Source organism: Deinococcus marmoris (assembly GCF_001949125.1).
GTDB lineage: Bacteria > Deinococcota > Deinococci > Deinococcales > Deinococcaceae > Deinococcus > Deinococcus marmoris_A.
In genome coordinates this window covers 36,723-49,666 of record NZ_MSTI01000095.1, presented here as the reverse complement: position 1 = coordinate 49,666, position 12,944 = coordinate 36,723, and the positions used below count along the sequence as shown (strand labels likewise).

The window sequence follows — 12,944 nt, the reverse complement described above, 5'->3', positions numbered from 1 at the left end:
CCACCCTCCCCCCCGATTTTCCCGACGAGGCACTGATGCAGGCCATGGCGGGCGGGCAGGAAGACGCCCTGCGCGAGCTTCATGAACGGTATGCCCGCTTACTTTACGCCCTGGGCTACCGGATGCTGCGCCAGACCGACGATGTCGAAAGTTGTGTGCAGGATGCTTTTATGAACGCCTGGAAGCATGCAGCGCGTTTCGATCCCGCGCGGGCCAGCGTCAAGACCTGGCTGGTCAGCATCGCGCACCACCGTTTTTTGCAGGAATTGCGTGACCGCCCCGATACGTCCCTGGAGATCGAAGACTGGGATGCGCCTACCGCCGCTGCCGATCCCACTGACCGCCTGATGGCGGAGCAGGCGGTGCAGGGGCTGGAGCCGGAACACCGCAAGCTGGTCGAACTGGCCTACTACCGGGGCTACACCCACAGCGAACTGGCTGTGTTGCTGGGACTGCCTGTGGGCACCGTCAAATCACGCCTCCGCTCGGCCCTGGGCCGCATGAAGACCCTGTTGGAATCATCCGGCACCATCTGACCCTCCGCCCCCTCTTTACGATTTCTCATCCCATATGCTCAAATCGGAACGCCCACGCTTTATTGTGGCGGCGCTGAGCAGAAGGCAGGTGAACACGCATGTCCATTCAAACAGACGATCTGATCGCCCTGGCACTGGGAACCCTGTCGCCGCAGGACGAGGCGCGTGTTCAGGCGGCCCTCCAGGCTGACCCTGCCCTGCTGGCCGAGTACCGCAGCGATATGGCCACCCTGCACGCCCTGCCGGAGCGCCTGCCGCCCGGTCAGGTGCCCCAGGGAGCGGCTGACCGATTGATGGCCCGCCTGAGCGCCGAGAGACCCTCGCAACTGGCCCGGATCACTGGCCCCAGTGCCAATGTGCCCTTCTCTGATCTACGGCAACCGTCCGGCTCAGAGAATGCTGCCGCCACGAACAGAAGAAACTGGACCCTGGGACTGGGGACGCTGGGACTGGCCGCCGCGCTGGCGCTGTTCTTCGCGCTGCGCCCTCCCAATGATCCGCTCACCCGTTATGCGGGCATGCCCGGAGCCGTGAGTCAGCCATTGACCGGCGCGGACAAATCCCAGATCGGCCAGGTGGTGCGCTTGCGTGACGGCACCGCTTTTCTGTACCTGGCTGCCGCGCCGCCGCAGGGGCAGGTCTACCAGTTGTGGAAGATTGAGGGCCAGACCCCGGTATCGCTGGGCGTGATCGACGGGCAGGGCAAGCTGGTGCAGGACGCCCCCAACGGCCTGACCCTGGCGGTCAGCGTGGAGCCGCCTGGCGGCAGCGCGCAGCCCACCACCACGCCGATTCTGGTGCAGCAGTTGTAGCGAAAAGGCATGAGCGGTCCCTCTGGTTGACCGCTCATGCCTTTCTGTATGCCGATGTCGCTTTCGGCATTGATGATGCCCGGAAGGGCACTTTTTTATGCCCAGTTCAGTGCAGCCAGTCCTCGCCCACTTCCACCACGTCGCGCCTGCCCAGATCGTCCACCTCGTCGCCGCGCGTGGCCCAGGCCGGGAAGGGGTAGTTGACCAGCACGGGGTTGGGCACGTCGGGCTGAGAGACCAGCATGGTGCCGGGTTGCAGGATTCCGGCGCGGGCGCGGAAGCTCTGGGGCAGAAAGCGGTATTCGGGACGCTCGGCCTCGGCCAGGTCCAGGCGGCCCACCACGCGGATGGCGGCGTTGGAGACGATGCGCCGCTCCACCTCTGAAGCGGTCTGCTGCGCGCCGATCAGGATGATGCCCAGCGAACGCCCGCGCTCGGCAATCTCCAGCAGGATGTCCTTGATCGGGCTGCCGTCGTCGCGCGGGGCGTACTTGTTCAGCTCGTCCAGCACCACGAAGACGGTGTCCTGCCGCCCGTATTTCTCTTTGTGGTCAAAGACCTGTCGCAGCAGCACGCCCACCACGAACATCTGCGCCGGGCCGGACAGGTTGTGGATGTCCACCACGCTCAGTTGCGCGCCGCTCAGCAGGTTGGGGCGGTAGCGGGTGGCCTCGGCTTCGGTCAGGTCACCGCGAATCAGGGGAGTCAGGTGCTTCTGCACGCCGCGCAGCCGCCGGGTAAAGGCGCGCAGGGTGCCGGGGGCCTGCTTCAGCACCCATTTGGGATCACCCTCGCCGTCGCGGTCCTCCAGCAGCTTGAATTCTATGTAGGAGATCAACTGGTCAAAGGTGCGGAGGTTGATGCCGCCCAGATCGCCAAATTCAAGGTCCTCGGGCGGCACCTCACTCAGCTCCACCTGCCAGTCGTCCACCTTGAGGCCCGTTCCCTTATCCGTCTGTGCCCCGGCCAATCGGAACAGTTTTTCCTCGATGTTGCCGATCACGAAGCCCAGATTCAGGCTGCTGCCCGCGTCCGAGAAGACGTATTGCAACAGGCGATTGGCGCAGAACTCGCGCAGGGTGAAGATGAAGGGGGTGATGCCCTCCGAGCGCTGATCGGTGTGCGGGACGATGGCGCTCCCCGTTGCCCCAGCGCGCGGCGGGGCCAGAAACTGGGTGTCGCGGAAGGGGGTCATCGGCAGGCCCAGCATGGCGTAGCGGTCACTGGCAAAACCCTTGCTTGCGCCCGCCTCGGCTTCCTTGTCGGCCACCTTGCGGTTGGGCTGGTCCAGAAACAGCAAATCCTCGCCCTTGACGTTGAAGATGATGGCCCGCCCGCCCGCGCTGCCCGCCATGCGCCCGCCACTTTCCTGGGCCACGCGGTCCATCACGCCGCTGCGGAAGATGCTGTGCAGCAAAAAGAGGGCATACGAGGTTTTCGTCGCCACGCCCGAAATGCCGGAGATGTTGATGTGGCCGCCGCTCTCGCCGTTGACGAAGCGGAAGTTCAGGGGCAGGGGCTGACCGTCCGCCAGAAGGCCACCGGGAAAGCTGGCCTGCCCCATCTTGTCGGCGCTGAGGGCCATCTTCAGATCGTCGCCGCGCGCGTGCCGCACGGTGTCGCCGGGCTGGGGCGGGATGAAGTTCTCGGGGTCAACCCGCGTGACCAGCACCCGCGCCGCGTAGCTGACGCTGGCGGGCAGGATTCCGGCCACCACGTCCTCCACATCGGTCTCAAAGGTCACGCCCTCATGGCGTTTGCGAACGCTGTCTACCAGACCGTAGAAGCGCACCGGACGGCCATCGGGTTTGAGGGTTTCCACCACGATCAGGTCATCCAGTTGCACGCTTGCGCCCGCACTGACGGCGAACCAGAAGACGGTGGGCGTCACGTCCTCGGTGCCCAGCACCATGCCAATCCGGGCGTCTGAGGTGCCGGTCATGCCACCGCCTCCTTACCTAATTCGCGCGCCAGATGCGAGCGGATGCGGCGCGTCACGAGTTCGGCGCGGCCCATCGCGCGGCCCATCGCCTGTTCCAGCGCGGCGGTGGGAATCAGGTTCTGCGGTGCGCGGGCGTCCTTGTGGGGCTGGCTGGCCAGCTTGCACAGCAGCTGCCCTGACAGGTTGGCAATGTCCAGCACGCCGCGCGGCACGAAGTCCGTATCTTCGGGGGCGTGCATTTCCAGGCGCATCACGCCTGCCAGCGGGTGTTGATAAAACGGCGGGTCGCACAGGCGCACGTACCAGGTAAAGCGCTGCTCACGGCCCTCGGAACCCTGTCCGTCGCCCTGATCGCCCACACGAAAGCGCAGGACGGGGGTGCGTTCACCCGGCTTCAGCGTGCCCAGCAATCCAATCCGGTCTGCGCCCAGGTAATCGGTGTGCAGGGTCTTAACGTAGCCCAGCACCGCGCGGCCCGCGCCACCGATCCGCACCGGGCCGTCCTGTAAGACCAGCGTATCGGGCAGGGCATTCGGATCATGCTCGTCCAGCGGCAGGGCAGAGGCCAGTCTGTGGCTCAGCTCGGCCTCCGCGTCCAGCATCAGGCGCTGCACCTTACTCTTTGCGCCTTCCAACTGACTGCCTGTGAAGACGTGCGGCGTGTATTCCAGCCGCCCGGTATGCGGATTGCGCGGGCTGAGGCGGGTCATTTCCACCGCCGCGCCGCCCTCGTTGCTGTAGGCCAGCACGCGCTGGGCGGCCACTTCCAGCAACTCGGCCTGCCGCGTGCCGTGCGGACACAGGTCCACCGCGCCCGCCACGAACGCGCCGAATCCGGCCAGACTCATTCCACCCGCCTCGTCGTCCAGCAGCAGGCGGGCCTCCATGCGTGGTTTGCCGTCCACCACCAGCACGCGCCTGAGCCGCGCCGGAATATCGCGCGGCGCAATGGCGGCCCACGCTTCCGTTTCTGCATTAAAAACCAGTCCGGCGAAGGGCTTCAAAGTAAGCTGTCCATCCTGGGTATCCACAGGCCAGGGGTCGAGACGAATCCGCATGTGGGGCATTGTAGGGCGGGAAAGGGAAACCCCTCAGTCTGCTTCGCAGCCAGCTCCCCTCAAAAGGGAGCCAAGGAACACTGCTGGCCGGGCAATTCCGCAACTCTTGCCTCCTTTCTAGGGGGAGGTGCCCCAAAGGGGCGGACTTGCAAAGCTGCGAAGCAGAGGGGTTCGCCTTTCATCGTAACGTCTGGCTACCGCCCGCTCGGAGAAACCAGTGCCAGCAGCGCGTCCAGACTCAGCGCCAGCAACCCGGCCAGCACCGCGCCGATCAATACCAGTCCCGTATTTTGCTGCGACAGCCCGTTGATGATCAGACTGCCCAGACCGCCCGCGCCCAGCGCCGCGCCAATCGTTGCGGTGCCAACGTTGTAGACCGTGCTGGTGCGGATTCCGGCCATCAGCACGGGCAGGCTCAGGGGCAACTCCACCCGCATCAGCCGCTGCCGGGGCGTCATGCCCACGCCGCGCGCCGCGTCCAGCACGCCCGCATCTACCGCCAGCAGGCCCGCAATGCCGTTGGACACCACCGGCACCAGCCCGTACAGCACCAGCCCCAGCACGGTGGGCGGCAGCCCCAGCCCCAGCGTCGGCACGGCCAGCGCGAGAATGGCGATGGTGGGCACGGTCTGCCCCAGCCCCGTGATCGTCTCGGTCAGGCGCATCAGCGCGGCGCGGCCCGGACGGGTCACGAACACCGCCAGCGGCACGCCGATCAGCAGCACGATCAGTTCCGCGCCCAGCACCAGTTCAAGGTGAATCAGGGTCAAGCGCCATAGGGGGCGGTCTCCGGTTTCAGGCGGAATCCCTGCCGACAGCGGCGCGAACAGGTTGGACAGCACCCCCGGAATCAGGCAGATCAGCAGCAGCGCGGGCCACAGCAGCGCCAGCCACAGCGCGGAGGAGGGGCGGCGCGTCCCAGTCGCGCGAACTGTGGTCATCCCGCCTCTTCCAGCGCCTGCCAGGTCAGGACGCCCTCAATCTGCCCATCCGCGTCCAGCACGGCCAGGGCGTCCGAACGCTGGCCCAGCATGACGCTCAGGGCGCTACGGACATTCAGCGAACCGCTGATCTGCGGCAGGCCCGTGGCGTCGCCGGGTTGGGCCAGTTGGGAGGCGCGCAGGCCCGCCAGTTGGCGCAGCAGCGCGTCCTCGCCCAGAAACTGCCGCACGAATTCGCTCTCGGGGTGGCGTACCAGATCGTTGGGCGTGCCGAACTGGGCCAGCTCCCCGGCGTTCAGCAGGGCCACGCGGTCTCCCAGGCGCAGCGCCTCGTCGATGTCGTGCGTGACCAGCACGATGGTTTTCTGCAAGCGCCGCTGGATGTCCAGAAACGCCTCCTGCAACTTGTCGCGGGCCAGCGGATCGAGCGCGCCGAAGGGTTCGTCCATCAGCAGCACCGGGGGATCGGCGGCCAGCGCCCGCGCCACGCCCACCCGCTGGGCCTGCCCACCGGACAGCTCGTGCGGATGCTTGCCCCCAAACTGTCCCGGTTCCAGGCCCACCAGCTCCAGCAGCTCGCGCGCCCGCTCCCGCGTCTGCGCCTTCGGACGGCCCAGCAGGTCCGGTACGGTGGCGACGTTCTGCAACACGCTCAGGTGCGGAAACAGCCCGATCTGCTGGATCACGTAGCCGATCTGCCGCCGCAGGTCTTCCGGGCGCTGGGCCATGATGTCCTGCCCGTCCAGCAAAATCTTGCCGCCCGTCGGCTCGGTCAGGCGGTTGATCATCCGCAGCGTGGTGGTCTTGCCACAGCCCGAAGGCCCCAGCAGCGCGGTAATTTTCCCATCTGGAAAGACGAGACTCAGGTCTTTGACGGCGTAGAAGGTCTCGCCGGAGGTCTCGTTGACGTACTTCTTTTCCAGGTTCTGAAGTTCAATCATGGTTGCTCCGGGGGGCTTGGGATGTGGGATGTGGGTTGTGGGCTGTAGGGAAAGCCCCCCGGTCACTTGCTGGGTTTCGAGGTTGTCGGGTGGTCCCCTCAGCCTTCCGCCGATGTGCTGCTCTGCGAGTCACACACGCGGGGAGAGGGGTCAACACTCCTAGATCCTTAGACCTTTTGCCCCCTGGACTGCGGATCACGCCTTCCCCCATTGCCGGGTCAGCAGCACTTCCAGGCCGCGCAGCAGGGCGTCCACGCCAATCGCCAGCAGCGCGGCGGGAATCGCGCCCAGCAGAATCAGGTCACTGGCCGCCGTTTGCAGGCCGCTGAAGATGAAATAGCCCAGCCCACCCGCGCCGATCAGTTGCGCGATGCTGGCGACGCCCACCAGCAGCACCGCCGCCTGCCGGATACCGGACAGCCACACGGGCAGTGCCAGCGGCAACTGCACCCGCCAGAAGCGCTGGTTGTCGGTCATGCCCATGCCGCGCGCGGCGTCCAGCGCGCCGGGTGACACGCCGCGCAGAGCCACCAGACCGTTTCTCAGCACGGGCAGCAGCGCGTACAGCGTCAGCGCAGTCAGGGCCGGGGCCGTGCCGATGCCGCTGACGCCCAGTTGCCGCAGAAACGGCAGCGCATTTGCCAGCGCCCCCAGCGGCGCGATCAGCAGGCCCAGCAGCGCCAGACTGGGAATGGTCTGGATACCGTTGGCAAAGCCCAGCACCGCCTCTGCCGCACGGGGCCGCCGCGACACCCACACCGCCAGCGGCGCACCGATCAATACCGCCAGACCCAGCCCGGTCAGCACCAGTTTCAGGTGTTGCCCCACCTCCTGCAAGAAGCGGGCCTGCTGGGCATCCAGCTCGCGCAGCACAGACCAGTCGGCCAGTTGTCCGCTCAGGGCCAGAACAATCAGCACGGGCAGCCACAGCCACGCCAGCCAGCTCCAGAAGCGCTCCGGCAAAGCCAGTTGACTGGCCCCATACACGGCAATCCCCGCTCCCAGCAACCACACCCACAGCCCACTGCTGGCGCTGGCCCGCGCAATTTCCGGCTGATCCAGCATGGCGGCGGTCATCCGCGCCCCCAGCAGGTAAAAGCCCAGCGCCAGGGCTGCGCCACTCAGCAGTGGAGTCAGGCGCGGCAGGAACCGGGCCGAGACTGGAACGGCCAGCGCCAGCAGCGCGTTCAGCACCATCCAGACCACAGGCAGATTCATATACATGCCAGATGCCAGACGGTTGGGCCGCAGCAGCGCCCACGGCAGGAAGCAGGCCACCAGCATCAGCGCGCCGCCCAGCCAGAAGATCAGTTGCACATCCGGCGAGGCGGCGAGGTGGCGAGGCTTGGCCTGTGGACTCAGCGTAGAGGTGGTCATGCGTTCAGAACGGTCAAGAGGAAGCTCCTCGGAGTCGGGATCAGGGGCACGGTGGCAGGGGCGGAGGCAAGGGTGGGCGGAAAAACATTCCCATCATTGAGGAGGACGGGGTGCTTTACTGCCCAATCCGCTTTACTTCTTGTTGAAAGATGAAGAAGAGGCGATAGAAAAGGGGCGATGGAGTGCCGTTTGCTCCGACCCCTCCACCGCCCGCTCTGAAAAATCTGCTTACTTGATCAGATTCTTGGATTTCAGGTATTCCTCGGCCACGGCCTGCGGGGTGCGGCCTTCCAGCGCCACCTTGGCGTTCAGCCCTTGCAGGGTGCTGGCGTTCAGGCTGGCGAACACCTTGTTCAGTGCCGCTTCCACCTGCGGGTTTTCCTTGAGGGTGCTGGTGCGGATGATCGGCGCAGGCTGATACACGAACTGCGCGCCCTTGGGATCGGTCAGGGCCACCATGCTCAGGGCCGCCAGTGTGCCGTCGGTGCCGTAAGCCATCGCCGCGTTCACGCCGTTGGTGCCGTTACTGGCGGCCTGTTGCGCCTGCGGAGGCGTCGCGCCCGCCAGCACCAGCTTCTGATCGGGCTTGAGCTTGAAACCGTAGGCGGCCTCGAAGGCCGGGAAGGTGTCGGGGCGGTTGAAGTACTCAGGGCTGCCCGCGATCTTGAACTTGCCGCCGCCATTGACGTATTTCGCCAGATCGGCCACGCTCTTGAGCTTCTCCGCCGTCGCCAGTTTCTGCGGCACCGAGATCACCCAGGTGTTGTTGACATTGGCCGGCTTGAGCCAGGTGATGCCGTTCTTGCTGTCCAGTTGCCGTGCCAGACCGTAGATGGTACCGGGGTTGCCCGCCTGCTTGGGCGTGATCTTGGCCGCCGGGAACAGGTAGACCGCGTTGCCGGTGTATTCGGGATACACGTCGATTTCCCCGGCCAGGATGGCCTTGCGGTTCACGCCGGTATCGCCCAGATTGGTCTTGTCGGTGGTTTCAAGGCCCGCGTTCTTGAGGGTCAGCAGGATCATCTGCCCCAGAATCTGCGCTTCGGGATCGAGCTTGCTGCCCACGATGATCGGCTTGGCAGAAGCGGCGGCCAGCAATGAGGCGGCCAGCAGGGCCAGGGTGGAACGGGTCAGGGTGGATACTTTCATGGAAGACCTCCAGGTCAAATGCAGATGAGATGTGGGGATGGTGCTGAGTGTATTTCTCTGGCTCAGGTACAAAAGAAAGGCTAACGCCAGACAGTGGCGTGAATTTGTGCCCCTGGCTCTCATTTCTCTCAGATTCGGGGAGACAGACTGACCCCTCCTATCAAATTTCCAGGCCGATTCTTAATCTGCTGCTGATCACGAAATTTCCTGGCATGTTGAGCCGCCTATAGTCGCCGTGAGGTACTCAAAATGAGCAGGAGTGGAGTCTTGGGGATTTTTATCGCGCTGATGGTGGCTCTGGTGATCACCGTGGATCTTCTGTTCTTCAGGAACCGGTTCGGAGAACGGCTGCTGGCGAATATCGGGATTGTCATGATTTTCGGGGCTTTCTACTTCAGGTTTTTGAAGCAGTTCTGAAGCCCCAGGAGCATGGCGTGGGTGACCTGCAAGAGTGGGTTGGGTGTGGAAGTCGGCACAGCAGAATGGCTGCATGGGCCAGGATGGATTGCCGATATTGGTGTGCCTTCAACCACTGAGTGAAGCCGTCCCACCGTCCCAGATGAACTCCAGAATGTCTCTCAGTTCAGGCTGATAGCCGTCTGCGGTCTCCACAATCAGTTTGGGGATGTCCAGCGCCACGGACCGCTCAAAGTGCGCCCAGCGGGACGGGTTCTCCTCCATCTGCCGGAGGTTCTCGGCGTCGGTGTAGGCCGGATGGATGCGGCGGCCCACGCCCGCGCGACTGCGGAAACGCTCGTGGGTCACGGCTTTTGGGGCCACGCAATGAATGACCGCCGCGTCGGCTTTGGGCAGCAGCTCCGCAATTTCCGCCGCGCCGCGCGTGGTGTGGACGCTGCCCTCGGCTATTACGCTGACACCCGCAGTCAGCAGAGCATCCACCGTGGCGTAATACGCCGCCCAGTGCGCTCTGGGAACCTGTGGCAGCAGATCGGGCTGATCCTGCCACAGGTTCCACAACCGCACCTGAAAGTCATCGCGCGACAACAGGGCAAAGCCCAGGCTCTCGTTCAGGGCGGCGGCCAGCGTGGTCTTGCCACTGCCCGGCACGCCCGTCACGAGGACGAGCAGCGGCTTTTCACTCATTTCCCGACGAACACCGCTGTTGTCAGTCCCGGCACGGTCACGCCGTTGCCCGCGTATTTGCTCGCCTTGACGATGGAATCGGTGCTGGCGGCCAGAGCAGGATGCAGGCTCAGATTCAGGCCCGCCAGTTTCGCGTCGGTCACGGTCACGTCTTTCCCGCTGCCGTTGAAGACCACCACGATATTTTGATAGGGATTCGTGGCACTCACCGCGCCGCTGAGTTTCATGGCAATGACGCCCGGAAGCTGTTTGGGGCCAGTGTTCAGAAAAGTCAGGCTCTGCTGCACCTTCGCCGCCGTCTCCAACCGGAACAGGTCTGAGGAATAGCGCACCCGCAGGAATTCGCGGTAGGAGTCGGAGGCCCGCCCAATATCGGCTGGGCTGGGTTTCAGGGCCGCGTTGCCCAGAACCCTGCGGTACAGGTTCCAGTTGTCGGCGTTTTTCTCGGCGGGCGGCAGGCCCCGGCCAAAGCCGTTGGTTTTGCCCGTCCAGTCGATGGTGTTAAACCAGTCGCCGCTGTTATAGCTGTCGGTGTCGAAGCTCTTGGAGCGCAGCAGATCGTCGCCCGACGTGCTGAACGGCAAACCCTGGCCCAGCAGGATCAGGCTGTTGGCGAGATTCTGCATCCGCGTGCGCTGCGCCCCCGTCGCGTTCTGCGGGGCCTTGAGCAGCACGGCGTCGAACAGCGTCTGGTTGTCGTGTGCGCTGGCGTAGTTGATGGTTTCCTGTGGGCTGGCCGCGTACCCGGCGGGTGAATCGCCGTATTTGATGCCCGCCCCGGTCACGGTCTGTCCCGCCGCGTTCGTCAGTTTGTAGTCGCGCAGGTTGCCCGTCAGGCCCACCCGCAGCAAATCGGAAAGCTGAAGCAGCTTGGCCGCGTCGGTGTCGCCCTTCTGGCCGTTGGGCAGGCCCACCAGTCCGGTGGCAAAGCCCTGTTCCTGCAAGCCGCCGAAGGGGTTGCCGCCGCGCACCGCGTCCCGAATCCGGTCATTGAAGGTGCCGATGCCCTGCCCGTACATGTTGACCTGCGTGGCATTCACGCCGCGCTTGTTGCCCTGCACCTCGCCAAAGTCCCAGCCCTCGCCGTACAGGTAGATTTTCCTGCCGTCCACGCCGTCTTTCTGCACCGTCAGGGCGTCCAGGGCGGCCCGCGCCGCCTTCATGTCGGAAACGAGGTGATGGCCCATCAGATCGAAGCGGAAGCCGTCCACCCTGTACTGCCGCGCCATCAGTACCAGCGTGTCGATCATCAGGCGGCGCATCATGCTGTGTTCGGTGGCGGTGTTGGAGCAACAGGTGCTGTTCTCCACGCCGCCGTCCACGTTCAGGCGGTGGTAATAGCCGGGGACGATCCTGTCCAGCACGCTGCGCTCGGCCTGCCCATTGGCGTTGGTGTGGTTGAACACCACGTCCTGAATCACGCGCAACCCCGAGGCGTTCAGGGCCATGACCATCTGGCGGTATTCCTTCGTGCGCTCGCCCGGCTTCACCGCGTAACTGCCCTCCGGCACCATGTAGTGGTAGGGGTCATAGCCCCAGTTATAGGCGTCGGCGTCCTTGACGGCGTTCACGGCTTTCTGCTGCTCGTCGCTGTTCGGCGGGAATTTGCCCAGATCGCCCGGCGATTTCCACTGCGACTTGTCCTCGTTGATGGTGGCGATGTCGAAGGTGGGCAGCAGATGAATGGCCTTGAGGCCCGCGTCGGCCAGCGCCTTCAGATGCTTCATGCCGTCGCTGCCGCTCTGGGTGAAGGCCAGATACGTGCCGCGCTCTGCCGCCGGAACCGTCGCGTCGGCGGCGCTGAAGTCGCGCAGATGCAGCTCATAGAAGCTGAGGTCATTCACCGAATTCAGGGCGGGCTTTTTGAGCGTGTCCCACCCGGCAGGCTTCTGTGCCGCGTCATTCAGGTCAGTCAGGAGGCTGCGCGTGCTGTTCAGCGTCAGGGCCACGGAATACGGATCGGTGACGAGGTTGGTCTCGATCTTGCCCGTGCTGGGCGCGAACACTCTGGTTTCAAACAGGTAGGCGCGGTTCTTCCAGCTCGCGTCGCCCGCCGCCGTCCACACGCCACTCTTATCGCGGGTCATGGCCACGGTTTTCTCGTTCTTGCCGTCCGCGTCGCTGAGGCGCAGCTTCACGTCCTGCGCGGTGGGTGCCCAGACGCGTACCGTCGGTTTATCGCCCGCCCAGGCCACGCCCAGCGGCCCGCTGTAGGCGTACAGGTCATCCAGCGCCCAGGCCGTCTGCACCCCCGTCGCGTCCAGCACCGTGCCGTCGGGCATCACCGAGGACATCGCCAACTGGCCTTTCAGGGCCGTCTCGATCCTGCCCCGGTCTTCCTCACGCACGCGCAGCAGCGTGTAATTGGCCAGATACGGAACCTTGGCCTTCAGTTCGGGGGTCAGGCCGCCCTCCACCTCTTCCAGCGTCAGCGTCGTGCCGCCGTCCACCCCTGCCGGAGTCAGCTTCAGCGAGGCGTCGGGGGCGGTGTACAGGGTCAGGAACGCGCCCGGCTGCGCGAATCCCGGCTTGACCGCCACCGTATCGCGCCCCAGCATAATGGCCTGTTGCTTCATCAGATCGCCCACTTGCCGCACACTGGTGTCGGGTCTGGTGGTGTTGACCGCCGGGTTGCCGCTGACGATCCACGCCTGAGCGCCTTTCTCGGCAGGCAGCGTCATATCCGGGCCGGGGTCTTTCTCGTCGCCCTTGTGGATGATGAAATTCAGTTTCTTCCAGTCGGTTTTCATCGGCACGTCCCAGTACACCCCGAAATCGCTCTTGCCCGTCTGGTTTAGTGGCGCGGTCCATTCGGTGGGCCTGGAGGTGTCCTCCCAGACGTGCAGGCCCCAGCCATCATATTTGCCGTCCAGGCGGTAATAGTTGATGCGGGCGGTGTTGGCGGGAACAGGCGGGGCGGCCACAGGACTGGCCTGGGCCAGCAGCGTGGGCGGCGCTGGAAGGAAAGTCTGCGCTGTGGAAGTCTGTGCCGCCGCCGAGGCCGCCAGCGCGAGGGTCAGGAGCGTTGCCAGATTCTTCATCGCTGTGGGTTTCATGTGTGGGATCAGTGTAAAACGCTGTGGC

General features: G+C 64.9%; 11 protein-coding genes. 2 read left to right on the top strand and 9 right to left on the bottom strand.

What is annotated here, in order from left to right:
• Both BOO71_RS14735 and BOO71_RS14730 read left to right on the top strand, forming a co-directional pair.
• Positions 1–536: RNA polymerase sigma factor (locus tag BOO71_RS14735; RefSeq protein WP_439823029.1), on the top strand; the 536-nt coding region annotated here is incomplete at its 5' end.
• A gap of 98 nt (positions 537–634) precedes the next feature.
• Entirely contained in the window at positions 635–1,348 is a 714-nt protein-coding gene (locus tag BOO71_RS14730; RefSeq protein ID WP_075833672.1) for an anti-sigma factor domain-containing protein, read from the top strand.
• 106 nt (positions 1,349–1,454) lie between these two features.
• Here the strand turns inward: BOO71_RS14730 and BOO71_RS14725 are convergent, their stop codons facing one another.
• The 9 genes from BOO71_RS14725 to pulA all read right to left on the bottom strand — a co-directional run bounded on the left by BOO71_RS14725 (position 1,455) and on the right by pulA (position 12,916).
• A complete protein-coding gene (locus BOO71_RS14725) occupies positions 1,455–3,290 on the bottom strand; it encodes an ATP-binding protein (RefSeq protein ID WP_075833670.1) in 1,836 nt (611 codons plus the stop codon).
• Positions 3,287–4,348: a DNA double-strand break repair nuclease NurA gene (locus BOO71_RS14720; RefSeq protein ID WP_075833668.1), complete on the bottom strand. Its 1,062-nt coding sequence runs from the start codon at positions 4,346–4,348 to the stop codon at positions 3,287–3,289. The genes BOO71_RS14725 and BOO71_RS14720 overlap by 4 nt, the downstream gene beginning before the upstream one ends.
• A 194-nt stretch (positions 4,349–4,542) precedes the next feature.
• Positions 4,543–5,289 carry an ABC transporter permease gene (locus tag BOO71_RS14715; RefSeq protein WP_075833666.1) on the bottom strand — a complete coding sequence of 249 codons (747 nt, stop codon included), beginning with the start codon at positions 5,287–5,289 and terminating at the stop codon, positions 4,543–4,545.
• Positions 5,286–6,230: an ABC transporter ATP-binding protein gene (locus BOO71_RS14710; protein ID WP_075833664.1), complete on the bottom strand. Its 945-nt coding sequence runs from the start codon at positions 6,228–6,230 to the stop codon at positions 5,286–5,288. Before BOO71_RS14710 ends, BOO71_RS14715 begins: the two co-directional genes overlap by 4 nt.
• A 195-nt stretch (positions 6,231–6,425) precedes the next feature.
• Positions 6,426–7,607 carry an ABC transporter permease gene (locus BOO71_RS14705; protein ID WP_083653452.1) on the bottom strand — a complete coding sequence of 394 codons (1,182 nt, stop codon included), beginning with the start codon at positions 7,605–7,607 and terminating at the stop codon, positions 6,426–6,428.
• Positions 7,608–7,835: 228 nt separating this feature from the next.
• A complete protein-coding gene (locus tag BOO71_RS14700) occupies positions 7,836–8,756 on the bottom strand; it encodes a glycine betaine ABC transporter substrate-binding protein (RefSeq protein WP_075833662.1) in 921 nt (306 codons plus the stop codon).
• 195 nt (positions 8,757–8,951) lie between these two features.
• Complete coding sequence (locus BOO71_RS27880; protein WP_175607454.1) at positions 8,952–9,248, bottom strand: hypothetical protein; 297 nt, start codon at positions 9,246–9,248, stop codon at positions 8,952–8,954.
• A 33-nt stretch (positions 9,249–9,281) separates the two neighbouring features.
• Positions 9,282–9,860 (bottom strand): AAA family ATPase, encoded by a 579-nt coding sequence (locus BOO71_RS14695; RefSeq protein WP_075833660.1) that lies wholly within the window; start codon positions 9,858–9,860, stop codon positions 9,282–9,284.
• A complete protein-coding gene (gene pulA / locus BOO71_RS14690) occupies positions 9,857–12,916 on the bottom strand; it encodes a pullulanase-type alpha-1,6-glucosidase (protein WP_368482879.1) in 3,060 nt (1,019 codons plus the stop codon). The genes BOO71_RS14695 and pulA overlap by 4 nt, the downstream gene beginning before the upstream one ends.
• Positions 12,917–12,944 lie beyond the last annotated feature (28 nt).